At 74.8% G+C, this 18,610-nt stretch carries 13 protein-coding genes; 7 read left to right on the top strand and 6 right to left on the bottom strand.

The window, feature by feature from the left end:
- The first annotated feature begins 40 nt into the window (after window positions 1-40).
- Entirely contained in the window at window positions 41-1,537 is a 1,497-nt protein-coding gene (locus ACIBNE_RS26030; RefSeq protein WP_399275514.1) for a PLP-dependent aminotransferase family protein, read from the top strand.
- A 40-nt stretch (window positions 1,538-1,577) separates the two neighbouring features.
- On the opposite strand, the gene ACIBNE_RS26025 is transcribed toward ACIBNE_RS26030, so the two are convergent.
- Window positions 1,578-3,176, bottom strand: coding sequence for a hypothetical protein (locus tag ACIBNE_RS26025; RefSeq protein ID WP_399275512.1), 1,599 nt, complete (start codon window positions 3,174-3,176; stop codon window positions 1,578-1,580).
- Between the two features lie 73 nt (window positions 3,177-3,249).
- A complete protein-coding gene (locus ACIBNE_RS26020; protein WP_018534760.1) occupies window positions 3,250-3,444 on the bottom strand; it encodes a hypothetical protein in 195 nt (64 codons plus the stop codon).
- Between the two features lie 311 nt (window positions 3,445-3,755).
- Here ACIBNE_RS26020 and ACIBNE_RS26015 point away from each other — a divergent pair, with 311 nt between their 5' ends.
- The gene (locus tag ACIBNE_RS26015) at window positions 3,756-4,148 is read left to right on the top strand and encodes an ankyrin repeat domain-containing protein (RefSeq protein ID WP_399275510.1); all 393 of its coding nucleotides are present in this window, start codon (window positions 3,756-3,758) and stop codon (window positions 4,146-4,148) included.
- 209 nt (window positions 4,149-4,357) lie between these two features.
- A complete protein-coding gene (locus ACIBNE_RS26010; RefSeq protein WP_399275508.1) occupies window positions 4,358-5,776 on the top strand; it encodes a HEAT repeat domain-containing protein in 1,419 nt (472 codons plus the stop codon).
- 489 nt (window positions 5,777-6,265) lie between these two features.
- Here the strand turns inward: ACIBNE_RS26010 and ACIBNE_RS26005 are convergent, their stop codons facing one another.
- From ACIBNE_RS26005 to ACIBNE_RS25990, 4 genes are read right to left on the bottom strand one after another with little or no spacing between them, the layout of a single operon-like run.
- Window positions 6,266-7,123, bottom strand: coding sequence for a biotin-dependent carboxyltransferase family protein (locus ACIBNE_RS26005; RefSeq protein WP_399275506.1), 858 nt, complete (start codon window positions 7,121-7,123; stop codon window positions 6,266-6,268).
- A complete protein-coding gene (pxpB, locus tag ACIBNE_RS26000; protein WP_399275504.1) occupies window positions 7,120-7,743 on the bottom strand; it encodes a 5-oxoprolinase subunit PxpB in 624 nt (207 codons plus the stop codon). The genes ACIBNE_RS26005 and pxpB overlap by 4 nt, the downstream gene beginning before the upstream one ends.
- Complete coding sequence (locus tag ACIBNE_RS25995; protein ID WP_399275502.1) at window positions 7,740-8,549, bottom strand: LamB/YcsF family protein; 810 nt, start codon at window positions 8,547-8,549, stop codon at window positions 7,740-7,742. Before ACIBNE_RS25995 ends, pxpB begins: the two co-directional genes overlap by 4 nt.
- Window positions 8,549-9,835 (bottom strand): MFS transporter, encoded by a 1,287-nt coding sequence (locus ACIBNE_RS25990; protein WP_399275500.1) that lies wholly within the window; start codon window positions 9,833-9,835, stop codon window positions 8,549-8,551. The genes ACIBNE_RS25995 and ACIBNE_RS25990 overlap by 1 nt, the downstream gene beginning before the upstream one ends.
- A 201-nt stretch (window positions 9,836-10,036) precedes the next feature.
- On the opposite strand from ACIBNE_RS25990, the gene ACIBNE_RS25985 reads away from it, so the two are divergent.
- From ACIBNE_RS25985 to ACIBNE_RS25970, 4 genes are all read left to right on the top strand, one after another.
- A complete protein-coding gene (locus ACIBNE_RS25985; RefSeq protein WP_399275499.1) occupies window positions 10,037-10,777 on the top strand; it encodes a GntR family transcriptional regulator in 741 nt (246 codons plus the stop codon).
- A 170-nt stretch (window positions 10,778-10,947) separates the two neighbouring features.
- A complete protein-coding gene (locus ACIBNE_RS25980) occupies window positions 10,948-12,474 on the top strand; it encodes a hypothetical protein (protein ID WP_399275497.1) in 1,527 nt (508 codons plus the stop codon).
- 112 nt (window positions 12,475-12,586) lie between these two features.
- Window positions 12,587-13,489, top strand: coding sequence for a hypothetical protein (locus tag ACIBNE_RS25975; protein WP_399275495.1), 903 nt, complete (start codon window positions 12,587-12,589; stop codon window positions 13,487-13,489).
- Between the two features lie 40 nt (window positions 13,490-13,529).
- On the top strand, window positions 13,530-18,260 hold the full coding sequence (locus ACIBNE_RS25970; protein WP_399275493.1) for a hypothetical protein: 4,731 nt from the start codon (window positions 13,530-13,532) through the stop codon (window positions 18,258-18,260).
- The last annotated feature ends 350 nt before the right edge of the window (window positions 18,261-18,610 follow it).

Below are 18,610 nucleotides of genomic sequence, written 5' to 3'. Positions count from 1 at the left end.
GGCCAACCATGGCCAATTCTCGGAAGGTGGACTGAATTCCATGACGCAGTGGACTTCGGCGGTGGGGGCGGCGCAGCTCGCGCGCCAGCTGAACGCGCAGAGCAGGCCCGTGGGGCCCGGCACCCGCAAGCCGCCCGCCTACCGCGCGCTCGCCGAGGGCGTCCGGCTGCTGGTCCTGGAGGGCCGGGTGCCGGTCGCGGCCAGGCTGCCCGCCGAGCGCGAGCTGGCCCTGGCCCTGTCCGTGAGCCGCACCACCGTCGCCGCGGCCTACGAGGCGCTGCGCGCGGAGGGCTTCCTGGAGTCGCGCAGGGGCGCGGGCAGCTGGACCGCGGTGCCCGCGGGGAACCCGCTGCCCGCGCGCGGCCTGGAGCCGCTGCCGCCCGAGTCGCTCGGTTCCATGATCGACCTGGGCTGTGCCTCGCTGCCCGCGCCCGAGCCGTGGCTGACCCGCGCGGTCCAGGGCGCGCTGGAGGAGCTGCCGCCGTACGCGCACACCCACGGCGACTACCCGGCGGGCCTGCCGGCGCTGCGCCAGATGCTCGCCGACCGCTACACCGAGCGCGGCATCCCCACCATGCCCGAGCAGATCATGGTCACCACCGGTGCCATGGGCGCGATGGACGCGATCTGCCACCTCTTCGCGGGGCGCGGCGAGCGGATCGCCGTGGAGTCGCCCTCGTACGCCAACATCCTCCAGCTCATGCGGGAGGCCGGGGCGCGCCTGGTGCCGGTGGCGATGGGGGACGAACTGACGGGCTGGGACCTGGGGCGCTGGCGGCAGGTGCTGCGCGACGCCGCGCCCCGGCTGGCCTACGTGGTCGCCGACTTCCACAACCCGACGGGCGCGCTGGCCGACGAGGACCAGCGCCGCCAGCTGGTGGAGGCGGCCCGCTCGGCGGGGACGGTGCTGGTCGTCGACGAGACGATGACCGAGCTGTACCTGGACGACGGGATCGAGATGCCCCGGCCCGTCTGCGCCTTCGACCCGGCGGGCTCCACCGTGCTCACGGTGGGCTCGGCGAGCAAGGCGTTCTGGGCGGGCATGCGGATCGGCTGGGTGCGGGCCGCGCCCGACGTGATCCGCTCGCTGGTCGCGGCCCGCGCCTACGCCGACCTCGGCACGCCCGTGCTGGAACAGCTCGCCGTGAACTGGCTGATGCGCACGGGCGGCTGGGAGGAGGCCGTGGCGGTGCGCAGGGGACAGGCGCGCGAGAACAGGGACGCGCTGATCGCCGCGGTGCGCAGGGAACTGCCCGACTGGGAGTTCGACGTGCCGCGCGGCGGGCTGACGCTCTGGGTGCGTACGGGCGGACTGTCCGGCTCGCGCCTCGCGGAGGTCGGCGAACGGGTCGGCGTACGGGTCCCTTCGGGACCGCGCTTCGGTGTGGACGGCGCGTTCGAGGGGTACGTGCGGCTGCCGTTCACGGTGAGCGGCCCGGTCGCGGACGAGGCGGCGGCGCGCCTGGCCGCCGCGGCGAAGCTGGTGGAGTCGGGGGCGAGCACGGGGGCGGAGTCGCCGCGCACGTTCGTGGCCTGAGGAACGGCCCGGCACCCGGCGTACGTACGCAGCCGCCCCGTCAGTCGAGGACGGTCAGCTGCTCCCCTTCTTCCAGTCCCTCCAGTGCTTCCAGCTCCTGCGTCTCGTGCTCCACGCCCGTCCCGAAGCTTTTGGCCGTCCGTTCGGGCAGCAGGTCGAGTACGGCCTGCCGGTGCGCCTCGCTCGTCGCGTCGTCGTACGGGTCGGGAGTGGCCGGCACCTGGAGCCGCAGCACCGGACCGGCGCCGAGCCTGGCGTAGCCGCGGCCGGGCGGGGTGTCGGGCGTCGGAGTGGTGTGGGGTTCCGTGCCGAGCACCGCCGCCACCTGTTCGGGCGCGGCGGGGCCCAGCACCACGCGGGCGCGGGTGTGGGTCCGCACGGTCTCGACGATCGTGTCGACGCTGTCGAACTGTTCGGCCACGACCACGGTCACGCCCGCGGCCCTGCCGTGCCGCAGCGGGACCTGGAGCAGCTGCTGGGGGTCGGGGCGGCCGTCGGCCGCGGCCAGGTGGCCGAAGACGCTGGGCCGGTCCAGCAGGATCCACAGCGGGCGCTTGGTGTCCTCGGGCGCGGGGTGCCCGGCCTGGCGCGCGCGGTTGGCCGCGATGAGCCTGCGCTCCGTCTCGTGCGCCGCCCACTCCAGCGTGGCCAGGGCCCCGGCGAGGCCGCACTCCACGGCCAGGACGCCGGACCGGCCGGTCAGACAGGCGTACTCGCCGGTTCCGCTGCCCTCCATGATGAGCACGTCGCCGTGCTGGAGCGCCTGGAGGGCGATCGAGCGCAGCAGCGACGTGGTGCCGCTGCCGGGCTGTCCGACGACCAGCAGATGGGGTTCGGTGGAGCGCGATCCGGTGCGCCAGACGACCGGAGGGGCGTCCGTCGTCCCGTCCCCGTCCAGGACGGGGACCGTGCGCTGTACGGCGTCCTGGTCGGTGAAACCGAGCACCGTCTCGCCGGGCGCGGTGACGAACCGCTGCGCCGCGATGGAGGTCGACAGGGGCGGCAGCACGCTCATGACGAGCTGATTGCCCTCCTCGTCCCAGGCGAAGTGGTACTCGCGGCCGCGCCCCGACTTGGCGTGCAGCAGCTGTTCGATGCGGGCCCGCGACGCGGCCTCGCCGTCGGTGAAGTACGCCGGGTACTTCACGCACAGCTTGCGGAGGCGGCCGTCGTCGTCGAACGCGTAGTCGCTGAAGGCGCTCTCCCAGCCGCCGCCGTGCGAGAAGAGGGGGCTCGGGTCGTCGGGCACCGAGAAGTACGGAACCAGTGCCTCGTACAGCGCCTGGAGGCGGCCGAGCTCCGCCTCGTCGGGACCCGTCTGCACGGGGGTGCGCTCCCGCCCCTTCCACGCGGCCACCGCCATCACCCCGATCAGGGCGAGCAGTGGTCCGTACGGGACGAGCGCCACCACCAGGACGCAGGCCGCGGCCAGGAAGAGCGTGGGACCACGCCGTTCCTTGGGCGTGGCGGCCCACTTCGCCCGCCCGGCCGCGGCGATCTGCCGCAGCCCCCGCGTGATGGTGATCAGCGGGTGCAGGACGTCGGTGGCGCTGTCGGCGGCCGTCCGCGCCATTTCACGGCTGCGGGCGATCTGGGCGCTGCCGCTGCTCAGAATGCGGGGGAGTGGTCGCCGGGCCACGTCTGTCTCCTGGAGGGCCTGATGGTGGAGCCGATGGGGGAGTGAGGAAGGGGCAGGGAGCGGTGGTGCGGGGTCAGAACTTGATCCCGCCCAAGAGGCTGGCGAGGCTCGCGCCACCGGCCTTGATGCTCGGGGCGATGGCGGTGCCCGCGAGGTAGAAGCCGAACAGGGCGCAGACGAGCGCGTGCGAGGCCTTGAGGCCGTCCTTCCTGAAGAACAGGAAGACGATGATGCCCAGCAGCACGACACCGGAGATGGACAGGATCATGAGGGGTTCTCCTGGTTGAGGGGACAGTCACCATGAGTCCTTCCAGGCTCACAGGAAGTATCTATGCGATAAAAGGTGCAATCGAGTGAAATAAGCGATATTTCACCTGAGTGGCCTACCTTCCGGTGGCGCCCGTCGGCGCGGAGCCGCATCGGGCGACCCCTCTTCGTCACTCGACGTGATCTTTGCCGCGCCCGGCCCGGGTCATGTCGCCGCCGGGGCAGTACCCTGTCGATTCACTCGTACGGCTGGCACGCCGTACTCCCCGACCGAGTCGACACAGGTCAACGGCATGAAAGGCGGACCGTCAGATGAGCGAAACCCCGGACCCCGAGGTCATCGAGCTGGCGACGAAGATCTTCGACCTGGCCCGGCAGGGCGAGGCCGAGCAGCTCGCCGCCTACGTCGACGCGGGCGTCCCGGCGAACCTCACCAACGATCACGGTCAGTCACTCGTGATGCTCGCCGCCTACCACGGGCACGCGGCGGCCGTGGAGGCGCTGCTCGCCCGGGGAGCCGACCCCAACCGCGCCAACGACCGCGGCCAGACGCCGCTCGCCGGAGCCGTCTTCAAGGGCGAGGAGGCCGTCATCCACGCGCTGCTCGCCGGCGGCGCCGACCCGTCGGCCGGGACTCCGTCCGCCCTGGACACGGCGCGGATGTTCGGCAAGACGGACCTGCTGGAATTGTTCGGAGCCCACTGAGGGTATGCGCCGTAAATGTGGTCGCGGTGGCGAAATGGCTGGGTCATCATGACGTCGCGGGTCCGCTTCGGACCACCGACGAGAGGCAGGAAGATGGTCTACACCAGGCAGAAGACGACGGGCGGCTCCCCATGTTGCTGCGCGGCCTAGGCGATTCCCCTTCATCCGGTATCTCCGGTTGCGTCGACAGCTTGATGTGAGGCTTTCCCATGTTCGATCCAGACATAGCGCCGAGCGGCACCCTGCTCGGACTGCTCCAGAGGGGCCGTGGCGACGGCACCCTGCACGCGCTCGCCGCACCGCGCTCCGAAGCGCTGGCCGCCCTCGACCACTGCGTACTGAGTGACCCCCGCCACGACTGGCAGGTGGAGAACCGCTCCCTGTACTACGCACGCCTGTACCTCGACCTCGACGGAGGTCTCGACCAGATCGAGCGGCACCTGTCCGACCCGGACGACCTGCTCGACACCGACGACTCCAGGACCGGTCTCGCCCTGTCCGTGCTCGGGCACCTGGCCTCCTACGGCCGGGCGGACGCCCTGGCACTGCTCAGGCGCTACGCCGCGACCGGCGCCAACTGGGCCTGGGCCCTGGACGAGCTCGCCCTGCGCGACGACGACGCCGGGCTGCGCTCCCTGGCCGTCCCGGTCCTGGCCCGGTTCGCCGAAGGCCCCGAGGGCGAGGCGGAACTCGCCGCCGCCGTGCGCGACGCCTTCGAGCCCAGGCCGTGGCGCCTGTGGGCCGAGGACCCGCGCGCAACGGTAGGCGGCCGGGTGCGCGCCGCCCAGGAACAGGGCTCCTTCGACCGCTGGCAGCGCCAGATGCGCCCCGGAGGCCCCCGTCCCGGCTGGAGCGTGGGGGCCGTCTTCGAATGGGCCCAGCAGGGCCTGGAGCGCGGCAGCGTCCTCCACGTCCCGGCGGCCCGCTGCCTGAGCGCGGTCGCGGGCCCCGAGGACCGTCCGACGATCGTCGAGGCGGCCAGGGGCGGCACGGACGGCGCGCGCGGTGCTGCTCTGCACTACCTCGCCGAGACCCAGGACCCCGACGCCCTCGACCTGATCGAGGCGGCGGCCGCGGCCCCGTCCCGCACGGTCGTGGAGGCCGCCGTGTCCGCGTTCGAGCGGATGTGCGGCGAAGCGGCCGTTGACCGGGCCAGGGGCTGGGTGCACAGGCCCGACGCCCTGGGTGCGTCCGCCGCCTGCGTCCTCGCCTGCCGGGGCGGCGCCAAGGACGGCAAGCTGGTGCTCGGCGCCCTGCGCGAGACCGTGCGCGCCGAAGGCCCCGACGCCCCGCTGCTCTGGACGCTGGTCGACGGGGCGGGACGCCTGGGCATCGCCTGCGCCGCCCCCGTGCTGCGCCACGTGTACCGCGAGACGGCCTCGTCCCAGCTGCGCGGCAGGACCGCGCGCGCCCTGGCGGGCACCGACCCCTCCTTCGCCACCGGCTTCGCCGTCGAGTGCCTGTGGGACTGCGAGGAGACGACCAGGGAGGTCGCCGCCCTGCACGCCGAGACGCGCGACGCGCGCGTGGCCGAGCGATTGCGCAGGCTGGCCGCGGACCCCGCCGAAGAGGCCGAGGTGCAGACGGCCGTGCGGAGCAGGATCGGTCCCGACACGACCGCCGTATGACCCCGGTGTGACCCCGGAAGGGGGAGAGGCACCATCCGGAACGGCGTGCGGACGCCGCCGTCGCCGGAACTGAAAGGAAGCTGGGAACCGGGCTGGGGGAGCCCGACCCCGCCGACCGCGCCTTCGCGGCCGAGGCGGGCCCGTCCTTCGCCACCGACGCGCTCCTCGAACGGCGCGGTGAGCAGAGCGTCCCGATCGTCACTGATGGCCACTGATCGCCGCCGATCGCAACTGGCCGATCGCAGCTGTTCGCCTCCGGAGGGTCCTCCGAAGGGTTCCGCGACGCCCCGCGCATCGCCCACCGGAACCGCCCCGGGACCTTCGACCGCCGGATCCCGCTTCCCGAAATCCTGTACAGCCGGGTGACCGAGGTCCCCGAGCGCGTCGACGCGCACGAGGCCGCCACCGTACGCACACGCGACCTGGCACCCGTCACGACGGCCCGCGGCGCACTCAGCACGCTCAGCGCACTCAGCACACACAGTGCACTCAGTGCACGAAGCGCAGGGGAGTGCCGGGTACCGCCTGCGCCGCCGCCGCGAGATCGCGCTCCGGCACGACGCCGACCACCGGATAGCCGCCCGTGGTCGGGTGGTCGGCCAGGAACACCAGCGGGCGCCCGTCCGGCGGCACCTGGACCGCGCCCAGTACCAGGCCCTCGCTGGGCAGCTCACCGGGGACGGCGCGCTCCAGGGCGGGGCCCTCGGTGCGCAGGCCGATGCGGTTGGAGGCCGATGAGACGCGGTACGTGGCCGTGGCGAGCGCCCGCAGGGACGCGGGAGTGAACCAGTCGGCACGCGGCCCGGGGCGCAGCCGCAGCGTCAGCTCGCTCGGCGGCGCGGGCAGCGGGGCCCCGAGGGCGTGCCCCGGGCGGCCCTCGGGAGCCCCCAGTGGCAGCACGGCGCCGTCCGTGAGCGGGGGCGGGCCGAGCCCGGAGAGCAGGTCCGTCGCGCGGCTGCCCAGCACGGGCTCAACGGCGATCCCTCCGGAGAACGCCACATAGCTCCGTACGCCGCGCAGTGCGGGTCCGACGTCGAGCAGCGCGCCCGCGGGGACGCGCACCGCCGCGCCCCACGGCGCGGGCCGCCCGTCGACCGTGACCGCGCAGTGCGCCCCGGTCACCGCCGCGACGACCGTACGGCGCGTGCGCACCGTACAGCCGGTGAGCGTGGTCTCCAGCAGTGCGGCGTCCGTGCGGTTGCCGACGATCCGGTTGGCCAGGTCGGCGGCCGGCCCGTCGAGGGCGCCCGACCGGGGCACCCCCAGATGCGCGTGCCCCGCCCTTCCGCGGTCCTGCACGGAGGTGAGCGCGCCGGACCGCACGACGGCGAAGGCCCGGTCCGTCACCGGCCCTCCGCCACGAACCGCACCCGCGCTCCTGGCGTGAGCAGTGCGGCCGGTACGCGCGCGGGGTCCCACAGCACGGTGTCCGTGGTGCCGATCAGCTGCCAGCCGCCGGGCGAGGCGCGCGGGTACACACCGGTGTACGGGCCCGCGAGGGCGACCGATCCGGCGGGCACGGCGGTGCGGGGCGTGTCCTTGCGGGGTACGGCGTACCTCTCGGGCAGCCCGGTGAGGTAGCCGAATCCCGGCGCGAACCCGCAGAACGCCACCCGGAACTCGGCCGCCGTGTGGATCCGCACCACCTCGTCCTCCGCGACCGCCCACAGCCGTGCGACCTCCGCGAGGTCGGGGCCCTCGTAGCGCACCGGGACCTCGATCGCCCCCTGTGCCTCGGGGCGCAGCGGCGGGACCTCCCAGCCGGACAGCTCCGCCGCGAACCAGCCCGGGTCGTCGATCCCGTCGAGCAGCACGGTGCGCGCGGCGGGCACGACCTCCCGTACGCCAGGCAGTGTCCCGGCCGCCCTGCGGCGCAGCAGCTCGGCGTGGAGCGCCTGTGCCTCGGCGCCGCTGTCGAGCTCCACGAGCAGCGCGCGCTCGCCCATGGGCAGGGCGCGTACGGTCACGTGAACGCCTCCACCCGGATGCCGGCGGCCTCCAACTGTCCGCGCACCCGGCGGGCCAGGTCGACGGCCCCCGGGGTGTCGCCGTGCAGACAGAGCGAACGGGCCCGTACGGACAGCGGCTGGCCGCACTGGGTGGTCACCATCCCGAACCGGGCGAGCGAGACGGAGCGCTCCACGACGGCCGCGGGATCGGTGATGACGGCACCGGCGCGGCCGCGCGGCACCAGCGAGCCCTCGGGGGTGTACGCCCGGTCGGCGAACGCCTCGGGCACCGCGGGCAGTTCGGCCTTCTCCGCCATGACGTGCAGCAGCGAACCGGGGAGTCCGAGCACCGGCAGCGGCCCGGTCACCGCGCCCGCCAGCAGCACGCCCTTCACGACCGCCTCGGCCTGTTCCTCGTCGTGCACCACCCGGTTGTAGAGCGCGCCGTGCGGCTTGACGTAGCTGACGCGGCTGCCCGCCGCGCGGGCGAACGCCTCAAGGGCGCCGATCTGGTACGCGACTTCGGCGGACAGCTCGTCGGGCGGCACGTCCATGGCCCGCCGTCCGAACCCGGCCAGGTCGCGGTAGGAGACCTGGGCGCCGATCCGTACGCCCCGCTCGGCCGCCAGGTCGCAGACCCTGCGCATGGTGGCGGCGTCGCCCGCGTGGAAGCCGCAGGCGACGTTGGCGCTGGTGACGACCGACAGCAGCCGCGCGTCGTCGGTCAGCTCCCAGCGCCCGAAGCCCTCGCCCAGGTCGGCGTTGAGGTCCACGCGCGCGGGGTGCGCCGGGCTTGACGGGTGTGCGTTGTGTGCCGTGTTCATCAGGTGAGCTCCTGGCCGCGTGTTTCGGGAAGGCCGAACAGGGCGATCACGGCGATGCCGTACCCGACGGCGCCGAAGACCAGCGCGCCGCCGACGCCCCAGCTGTCCGCGAGGAAGCCGACCAGGGTGGGGAAGAACGCCCCGACCGCCCGCCCCGTGTTGTAGGTGAACCCCTGTCCCGTGCCGCGCAGCGCCGTCGGGTACAGCTCGGCGAGGAACGAACCGAAGCCGCTGAAGATCGCCGACATGCAGAAGCCGAGCGGGAAGCCGAGGACGAGGAGCAGGCCGTTGGCCCCGGACGGGATGTGGGTGTAGACGAGGACACAGGCGGCCGACAGCACGGCGAAGATCGCGATGTTCTTCTTCCTGCCCAGTGCGTCGGTGAGGTACCCGCCGGTCAGGTAGCCGATGAAGGCGCCGGATATGAGCATGCCCAGATAGCCGCCCGTGCCGACGACGGTCAGTCCGCGCTCCTGCTTGAGGTAGGTCGGCACCCAGGTGGCGAGGGTGTAGTAGCCGCCCTGCACGCCGGTGGAGAGCAGTCCGGCGAAGAGGGTGGTGCGCAGCAGGTCCTTCTTGAAGATCGCGGCGAAGGAGCCCTTCGTGGTGCTGCGTTCGAGCTGCCGCGTGGTGCGCGGGGCGTCGCTCACGTGGCGCCGTACGTAGAGCACCAGCAGCGCGGGCAGGGCGCCCGTCCAAAACATCACGCGCCAGGCCGTGTCCCCGTCCAGGAAGTGGAAGACCAGCGTGTAGACGACGACGGCGAGCGCCCAGCCGGCCGCCCACGCGCTCTGGACCGCGCCGAGGGTGCGCCCCCGGTGCTTGGCGGACGCGTACTCCGCGACCAGGATCGCGCCGACCGCCCACTCGCCGCCGAAACCGAGCCCCTGGAGGGCGCGGAACACCAGCAGGGTCTCGTAGTTGGGCGCGAAGCCGCACAGCACGGTGAAGACCGCGTAGGTGATCACCGTGATCATCAGGGCCCGCACCCGGCCGATCCGGTCGGCGAGGATCCCGGCGCCCGCGCCGCCGACGGCGGAGACGACCAGGGTGACGGTGGTCAGCAGCCCGGTCTGGCCGCTGTCCAGGCCGAAGTACGCGGCGATGGCCACCATGCTCAGCGGGAGCGTGAAGAAGTCGTAGGAGTCGAGGCCGTAGCCGCCGAAGGCGCCCGCGAAGGCGCGGCGGCCGCGCGGGCCGAGTTCGCGGAACCAGTCGAGGGCGCCGCCGTCCGCCCGGGTCCGCCGGGGGAGCGGGGACGACTGACGTGGCCGTGTCGTACTCATGTGCACCTCGCAGGGAGACCTCGCGGGACAAGGGGGAGGGTGCTGAGCTTTCGACAACGTAGGGGATTGTTGAACGATCCGACAAGAGGCGTGTAGTTGGATTCCCGTTCGCACGATGGGGCGGATTCTCCGGGAGGCCGGTCCTACGATGGGGCCGAGAAGCGCACGGGCGGGACGCGAGGCAGCGAAGGAGACTCCACGGTGACGACGACGGGCACCCGTCCGGGGGACGCCGGCGATCCGGGGGGCCTCGCCGACGACCGCGTCCTGCTGGGCCGCACCAGCACCGCAGAGCGCGTCGCCGACATCCTGCGCACCCGCATCGCCGAGGGCTTCTTCCCGCCGGGCGCCCGGCTGTCGGAGGAGAACATCGGCGGCGCGCTCGGAGTCTCGCGCAACACCCTGCGCGAGGCGTTCCGCCTGCTCACCCACGAACGGCTGCTGGCGCACCAGCTCAACCGGGGCGTCTTCGTCCGGGTCCTCGCGGTCGACGACGTCGTCGACATCTACCGCACGCGACGGCTCGTGGAGTGCGCGGTCGTACGCGGCCTCGGCGAGCCGCCCTTCCCGCTCGACGGGCTCGACGAGGCCGTCACGGACGGCGAGCGGGCCGCCAGGCGACGGGAGTGGAAGGGCGTGTCGACCGCCAACATCCACTTCCACAGCGAACTGGTCGCCCTCGCGGGCAGCCCCCGCACCGACGAACTCATGCGCGGCGTCCTGGCCGAGCTGCGGCTCGCCTTCCACGTGGTGGACGACCCGCAGGGGCTGCACGAGCCCTACCTCGTACGGAACCGGCAGATCCTCGAAGCGCTGCGCGCGGGCGAGCGGGCCGGCGCGGAACGGCTGCTCGCCGCCTACCTCGACGACTCGCGCGCCCGGCTCGTCGAGGTGTACGGGACGCTCGTCCCCGGGCGGGGCCAAGTCCCGGGGCGGCCCTAGCGAGCGGGTCCCGGCGGCCGGGGCGGGCCCCGGACGGGCCTCCCGGCGGTTTCCGGCGGCCGGGGCGGGCCCCGGAGGGCAGGTGTGACGGACCCGAGGGCAGGTGTGACGAACCCGCCCCTACTGCGCCGTTTCGACCGTTGTCAGTGCGAGGACCTAATCTGTCCACCGTGACTTCGCCTGCCTACACGGAACACGCTGCGCCCCAGCTCAGCGGGGGCCCGAGGCCCGCCCAGGGCCCGGCCGCCGACGAGGGACTCGCGCGGCGGCTGCGCGCGCTCGCCTGCACGGCGCCGCTGCACGACCTCGACGTGCGCAAGGCGAACCTCGCGGGGGAGTACTCGGTCTACGCCATGGCCGAGGTCGCGCTCGCCGCGATCGACCTCGTCACGCTCAACATGGACTTCGACACGGGCGCCGACCACGAGCAGATCGTCGCCCGGCTGCTGCCCCGCGTCGCTGCCCAGGCCCCCGCCCGCCCGGCCGCCGAGCACGAGCGCGTCGCCCGCTGGGTCCTGGAGAACCTGATCAACGTCGGCAGCGTCGACCGGGGCTTCCGCGCGGTGTACGGCACCTTCGGCCCGGACGGCGCCTACACCCGCCGCGACTACGACTTCAAGCTCCTGGAGGAGGTCCCGGGCTACGGCGGCGGCGTCTACCTCCGCACGACCGACGAGGCGGTCAACGTCCTGGTCGGCGCCCTCGACACGGACGTCACCAGCGCCCAGATCGCCGCCGAGGTCAAGCTGGAGGTGCTGATCAGCAGGGGCCGCCTCGCCGACGCCCAGCTCGCTGCCGAACAGGCGCGGTACCGCACGGTGCAGTACGCCGAGACGCTCCGCAAGACCCTGGAGGCGACCCGGCGCAACGTCCGCGCGGTCGACTGGCTCAACGCCGTGCCCGACATGATCGCCGAAGCCCTCGACCACGTCGCCGACCGGTACCGCCACGAGAACGCGATCCTCACCAACATCCGCAAGGCCCGCGACGAGGCCGAGGACCCCGAGCACAAGCGGCGCGCCGCCGAGCTGGTCGACATCGTCAAGGACTGCATCCGCCGCCACACCCAGCTCCAGTCCAGGCTCCTGGAGGCCGGGCCGCTCTTCCGCGCCGAACAGGACCGGCAGGCGTTCGCCGCGCCCGCCGCCCGCTCAGGACTCGACCTGTACGGACAGCTGCTCGCCCCGCTCCTGCCGCTCCCCGTGGACCGTGCCATCCGCGCGACCGACGCCTTCTTCGCCCGCGGCACCGGACTGCGCACCCACCCGTCCGTACGGGTCGGCGACCTGGTCGACATGCTGCTGACGCCGCCCGTGGAACGGGAGCACCTGGGCGCCGAGATGCCCGAGCCCGACCTGATCGCCACCCCCGACGACAGCCGGTTCAGCGAGGAGCAGCTGGCCGCCGCCATGGAGCTGCTCGACCTGGAGCACGAGGCCCCGCGCCGCCTCTCGGGACTGCTCGCCGACGCCCGCCTGCGCGACCCCGACCTGCCGTACCTCGTCGCCCTGCTCGCCGTGCACGCCGCGAGCCCGCCGGTCGGCACCGCGTACCGCCAGGGCGAGGAGAAGCTGCTCTTCGCGGTCGACGACGGCACGGAGCTGGACGACCCGGAGTTCGGCGGCGCCGACCTGATCGTCGGCACCGCGCTCCTCGACGCGGTCGGCATGGCCGCCGACCGCACGGAGGCGGCATGACCCCGGCGGCCAGGCGCCCAGCGCGCACCCCCCACGCCCGTACGCGGCGGCGCCCGAGCACCGGCCCGTACACCCCGCGCACCGACCCCTTCCGCACCGAGGAGCCCCAGCCGTGAGCGACCACCACGCAGAGCACGCCGACGCGTGGAGCGAGCCCGCCCCCGCCGAGACCGCGCCCGCCGCGACGACGGCCGCGATGACCCCCGCCGACGCCGCGGACGCCGCCCGGCTCGTCGCCTTCGGCCTCCAGCCCAAGCTGCTCCCCGCCCGTGACGCCGAGTACGCCGAACTGCTGCGCAGGTACCGCGACGAACCCGGCTTCGCCCGCGTCGCCGACGCCGTCGCCTCCGGGCTCGGCCTGATCGTCCTGGAGGTCTCCACGCGCGCGGGGATGGCCGTCACGGCCGCCGAGGACTCCGTCTTCGCCGTCCGCATGGGCGACTACGCCCGCCGCGCCTCGGCCGACTCGGCCGACCGCTTCCTGCACGGCCTGGCGCACCTCGCGGTCGCCGCGCTCGCCTTCCCCCGCCCCGAGGACCTGGCCGACGACGCGTACATCGGCCGGATCACCGTCAACGGCGTCGACGCCTTCGTCCGCCAGGCCTGCCGCCGCCTGGAGGAGCGCGCGGAGGAGGCCGGCGAGAACACCGACCCGGCGTCGGACGCCCCGGGCCTGGAAGCGGCCTGGCGGATCTACGCCCGCCGCAGCGCCACCGGCGCCACCAAGGACGCCCGGCGCCTCGCGGGCTCCACCACCGGCATCATCGGCAAGGCCGTCGCCTTCCTCACCGACTCCGGCTTCCTCCAGCGCACCGGCGACGACGCCGGAGGCGCGTACCGCACCACCGCCCGCTACCAGCTCCAGGTCCGCGACATGGCGGGCAGCGCCGCCATGGCCGAGCTGATCGAACTGGGCGTCGTGCCCGTCACGGACGGCACGGCGACCCTGCTGCCGCCCACCGACGCCGACGACCTGGAGCTGGCCGCAGACGCCGGCCTGCCCTTCCACGCGTAACCGCGCACCACCGCCAGAAGACGACTGAGAGTCCGCCGCCATGTACGAGTTGTCCCGGGTCCGTCTCTACTCCATCGGGCCTGCCGGTGCGCGCTACGCCGACACCGTGCTCGACCTGCGCGGAGTCGGCGAGCCCGTGCCCAACCCCGCCCCCACCCAGGCGGAGTTCTTCGAGGACGAGCCGGTCGGCCCGCCGCGCCGCCCCGCGCCCGCGGGCGTGCTCTTCCTGGAGAACGGCGGCGGCAAGTCCGTCCTGCTCAAGCTGATCTTCTCGGTGATGCTCCCCGGCCACCGCAACACCCTCGGCGGCGCCAGCTCCGGCGTGCTGCGCAAGTTCCTGCTCGCCGACGACTGCGGGCACGTCGCCCTGGAGTGGCAGCACACCCTCACCGGCGAGTGCGTGGTCGTCGGCAAGGTCAGCGAGTGGCGCGGACGGCAGGTCTCCAACGACCCCCGCAAGTTCGCCGAGGCGTGGTACTCCTTCCGCCCGGGACCCGGCCTCAGCCTGGACTCCCTGCCCGTCGCCGAGGCGACCTCCGTGCGCCGCCCCGCCGAGGGCGCGTCCGGCGCGCAGGGCAGGCGCCGCACCATGAAGGGCTTCAGGGACGCGCTCACCGACGCGGGCAAGGCGTACCCGCACCTGGACGTCGTCTGGGAAGAGATCCACGACCGCTGGAACGAACACCTCGGCGACCTCGGACTCGACCCCGAACTCTTCCGCTACCAGCGTGAGATGAACGCCGACGAGGGCGAGGCGGCCGGACTCTTCGCGGTCAAGAAGGACTCCGACTTCACCGACCTGCTGCTGCGGGCCGTCACCGACACCCGCGACACGGACGGCCTCGCCGACCTGGTCAGCGGCTTCGGCAACAAACTGGGCCGCCGCGCCGAGCTGACCGCCGAGCGCGACTTCACCGCGGGCTCCGTCGACCTGCTCGGCCGCATCGTCGAGAACGCCGCCGCACGCGCGCGTGCCCGCGACATCCACGCCGGGGCCGAACGCCGCACCAGGACCCTCGCCCGCCGCCTCTCCGCGCGCGCCGCCGAAGAGCGCGTCCGCACCGCCGACCTCGCCCAGCAGGTCACCGCGGCGGCCCACACGGTCACCCGGGCCGAGCAGGCCCGCGCCCACCGCTCCCTCGTCGCCGCCGAACTCGCCTACCGGCACGCCTCCCTGGCGCTGACCGCGGCCGAGAAGGGCGCCACGGCCCAGCGCCGGGAACTGGCCGACGCCCGCACCCTGCACGCCGCCTGGCAGGCCGCCGAGGCGGTACTGCGGCACCGCGCCGCGGCCGACCGCTCCGCGCGAGTGGCCGCCGCGATCCGCGAGGCCGAGCGCGACGCGGCCCCGGCCCTCGCGGCGCGTGCCACGGCCGCCGCCGATCTCGTACGGGCCCTGGGCACGGCGGCCGAGGCGGGCGAACGCCTCGCGGGCGAGGAGGAGGAGCGGTCCGCCGCCCTCCAGGAAGTGGGCGAGGCGGCCCACCACGACGCCACCACGGCCGCCACCGAGGCCCAGCGGGCCCGCAGCGAAGCGGGACACCTGCGCCAGCGGCTCGCCGAGGTCGAACAGGAGACCGCCGAGGCGGTACGGGCCGGCTGGCTGGACGACACCGCGCCCGACGCCGACCCGGCCCGCGCCGCGCTCGCCGCGAGCGACGCCGAGAAGACGGCCGTCGCCGCCTGGGACACCGCCCGCGACGCGGCCAGGACGACCGGCGAGCGGGCTCGCGAGGCCGCGGCCGAGGAGAGCAGGGCCGAGCTCGCGGCCGCCCGCGCGGCCGACGCGGCGCGCGCCGCGCGCCGCGCGTACGAGGCGGAGCGCCGCGCCGCGGCCTCCATCGCCGAGGACGGGCGCCTCGCGGAGCTGCTCGGCCTGCCGTCCGCCGACGCCGCGACCGGCGTACCGGTCCCGCGCCGGGGCGCCCCCGGCGGGGACGGCGCGGACCCGCGTACCGACGGATCCCCCGTCGGCACGGGCCCCGACGGCGGCCCCGGAAGCGACTCGGCGGGGGCATCCCAGGACGTCCCCGGCACCTTCCGCCCCGCGCTCACCGCCGAAGAGCTCGACCGCAGCGCCGACGACCTGCGCGAGCTGCTCGACCAGGGCATCGCGGCCGCCGAACGCCAGCTCTTCGAGCTCCGTACGGCCGCCGCCGACGACTCCCGCATCCTCGGCGCGCTCGGCGACGGCGGCCTGCTGCCCCCGAGCCCCGACGTCCTGGCCACCGTCGAGTTCCTCGGCGAGCACGGCATCCCGGCCCTCCCCGGCTGGCGCTACCTCGCCCAGGCCGTCGACCCCGCCGACCACGCCGCCGTGCTCGCCGCCCGCCCCGAGCTGGTCGACGGCGTCGTGATCACCGACCCCGCGTCGCACGCACGCGCGCGTGACGCCCTCACCGGCGCCGCGCTGCTGCCCCGCTCGGCCGTCGCCGTCGGCACGGCCTCGGCCCTGCTCGCCCCGGTGCCCGCCCCCGACTCGGGCGACGAGGAGGGCGTGTTCCTCGTCCCGCCGAACCCGGCCATGCACGACGAGCACGCGGCGGACGAGGAGCGCCAGGCCCTGCGCGCCCGCGCCACCGCGCGCGACGAGGAGATCCGCACCCTCGCCGGGCGGCTCGCGGGCGACCGCTCGCTCGCCGCCCGCATCGGCTCCTGGCGCGCCGACTGCCCGCCCGGCATGCTCGCCGAGCTGGCCGGTGCCGCCGAGGCCGCGGACACGGCGGTCGAGGCCGCGGACGCCGTCCTGGCCGAGGCCCGCACGGTGCGCGCCGAGGCCGACGAGGCCGCGGCCGAAGCCGCCCGCGTCCGCGACGACCGGCAGGAGACCGCCCAGCGCGCCCGCCGCGCCGCCGACGCGCTCGCCGGGCTCGCCTTCCGCCTCCGCGAGCGCGCGGCCTGGAGCGCCAAGCTCCGCGAACTGGCCGACGACGCGACCGAGTCGGAGGCCCGTGCCCAGACCCTGCTGGACCGCGCCCGCGCCGCCGACGAGGACCGCCGCGCCGCCCAGCGCGCCGCCGACGACGCCCACCGCACCGCCCGCGCGCTGCGCGCCGAGCGCGCCGAGATCGCCGGGGCGCCCGACACGCTGCCCGACACCCCGCCGCCGAGCACCCCGCTGCCCGCCCTCCGCGAGGCGTACCGCGCGGCGTCCCAGCTGTATGAGAAGGTCGGCGTCGGCGCCGACCTGAGGGCCGAGCAGGCCAGGGCCGAGAGCGACGAGTCCGCCGCACTCGCCGAGCTGGACCGGCTCACCAACAAGGTCCGCACGCGCGCCACCCAGCTCCTGGAGGGCACGGACGGCGCCGACGGCCCCTCCCGCCAGGCAGCGGCGGCCCGCGCCGAGTCCCTGGTCCAGATGCTGGAGACCCGCGCGTCGACGGCCAGCGAGCAGCTGGGCCGCCTGCGCGGCGAGGCCGAGCGCCTCGCCCCCGTCGACGGCGACGCGCACACCGAACTGCCCGACGAGCTGGTCCCGGCCGACGCCGAGCAGGCCCAGGCCCTGCTGCGCACCGCCACGTCCGAGCTGGCCGCGCACAGCCAGGCGCTGGACACCGCCCGCGCCGCCCACGCCGAACTGCTGCACGCCCACCGCGCCGCCGAGGACGCGGCGGGCGGCTTCGACGAGACGGCCGCGCTCCTGCGCGACCAGCTCCGCGACCAGAACCGCGAGCAGCAGCCCGACGAGGAGCAGGAGACTCCGGAGCCGTACCCGGGGAGCCTGGAGGAGGCGCGGCACTCCGCCGCCGAGGCCCGCCGCTCCCTGCGCGGCTGCACGACCGACCTGTCCGCGGCCGAAGCGGCGGTGCGCGAGGCGAGCGACGTGCTCGTACGGCACGCCAACTCCACCCGCTACGAGCAGGTCCGCACCCCGGCCCGCCAGCAGATCCGCGAGCTGCCCGCGGCCGCGCTCCCCGACCACGCCGAGAAGTGGGCCGCCGCCTTCGCGCCCCGGCTGCGCGTCCTCACCGACGAACTGGCCCAGCTGGAGCGCAACCGCGACTCGATCGTGGACCGGCTGCGCGGCCTGGTCGAGTCGGCGCTCACCACGCTCCGCTCGGCGCAGCGGCTCTCCCAGCTCCCGGAAGGGCTCGGCGAGTGGTCCGGCCAGGAGTTCCTGCGGATCCGCTTCGAGGAGCCGGACCAGGCCACGCTCGTCGAGCGCCTGGGCGAGGTGATCGACGAGGCGACCCGGGCCGCGGTGAAGAAGAACAGCGACCTGCGCAGGGACGGAATGTCCCTGCTCCTGCGGGGAGTCCACGCCGCGCTCCAGCCCCGGGGCATCTCCGTGGAGATCCTCAAGCCGGACGCCGTGCTGCGCGCCGAGCGCGTCCCGGTCGGGCAGATGGGCGACGTCTTCTCCGGCGGGCAGCTGCTGACCGCCGCGATCGCGCTGTACTGCACCATGGCGGCGCTGCGCTCCAACGACCGGGGACGCGACAAGCACCGGCACGCGGGCACGCTGTTCCTCGACAACCCCATCGGCCGCGCCAACGCGACGTACCTGCTGGAGCTCCAGCGCGCCGTGTCGGACGCGCTGGGCGTCCAGCTGCTCTACACGACCGGCCTGTTCGACACGACGGCGCTCGCGGAGTTCCCGCTGGTCATCCGGTTGCGCAACGACGCGGACCTGCGGGCGGGGCTGAAGTACATCAGCGTGGAGGAGCACCTGCGCCCCGGGCTGCCGCAGCAGGACCCGGAGGGCGGAACGGTGCACGGCGAGATCACCGCGACGCGCATGTTCAAGCGGTCCCAGACCCCGGTCGCCTGACGGCGGGCGGGCGGGGAGGGCGGACGGCCGGGGCGGGCCCGGACGAGAACGGCCGGATCCTTACCGGCCGAAGGCGACGGGGCCGCCCCGACCGTCCGGAAACCGGCCTGACCGGCCAGAACCCAACGGTCGGGCCGGTCAGGGCAAGTTCGGCCGAAATGGTTCGGCCGTCCTATCTCCGGGAGGCGCCGGGAAGCGCCGTGGGCGCCGGGCTCCGAAGCCGCCGGATCGTCCGTACCGGCCCCGGCACTGCACGATCCGGCCCCGGACCGTCTGTACCAGCCCCGGCACTGCCCGATCCGGCCGCCGGGCGGCCCGCACCGGCCCCCCGAGCGGCCCGCCCCGGTCAG

It is taken from the genome of Streptomyces sp. NPDC050504 (assembly GCF_044458065.1).
In the GTDB taxonomy this organism is placed as follows: domain Bacteria; phylum Actinomycetota; class Actinomycetes; order Streptomycetales; family Streptomycetaceae; genus Streptomyces.
This window is presented reverse-complemented; position numbering and strand designations above follow the sequence as displayed.

What these genes read in the sequence shown, in the direction of transcription:
- ACIBNE_RS26030 (WP_399275514.1), top strand. Translation starts at nt 41, where the DNA reads ATGACGCAGTGGACTTCGGCGGTGGGGGCGGCGCAGCTCGCGCGCCAG.
- ACIBNE_RS26020 (WP_018534760.1), bottom strand. Translation starts at nt 3,444, where the DNA reads ATGATCCTGTCCATCTCCGGTGTCGTGCTGCTGGGCATCATCGTCTTC.
- ACIBNE_RS26015 (WP_399275510.1), top strand. Translation starts at nt 3,756, where the DNA reads ATGAGCGAAACCCCGGACCCCGAGGTCATCGAGCTGGCGACGAAGATC.
- ACIBNE_RS26010 (WP_399275508.1), top strand. Translation starts at nt 4,358, where the DNA reads ATGTTCGATCCAGACATAGCGCCGAGCGGCACCCTGCTCGGACTGCTC.
- ACIBNE_RS25995 (WP_399275502.1), bottom strand. Translation starts at nt 8,549, where the DNA reads ATGAACACGGCACACAACGCACACCCGTCAAGCCCGGCGCACCCCGCG.
- ACIBNE_RS25990 (WP_399275500.1), bottom strand. Translation starts at nt 9,835, where the DNA reads ATGAGTACGACACGGCCACGTCAGTCGTCCCCGCTCCCCCGGCGGACC.
- ACIBNE_RS25970 (WP_399275493.1), top strand. Translation starts at nt 13,530, where the DNA reads ATGTACGAGTTGTCCCGGGTCCGTCTCTACTCCATCGGGCCTGCCGGT.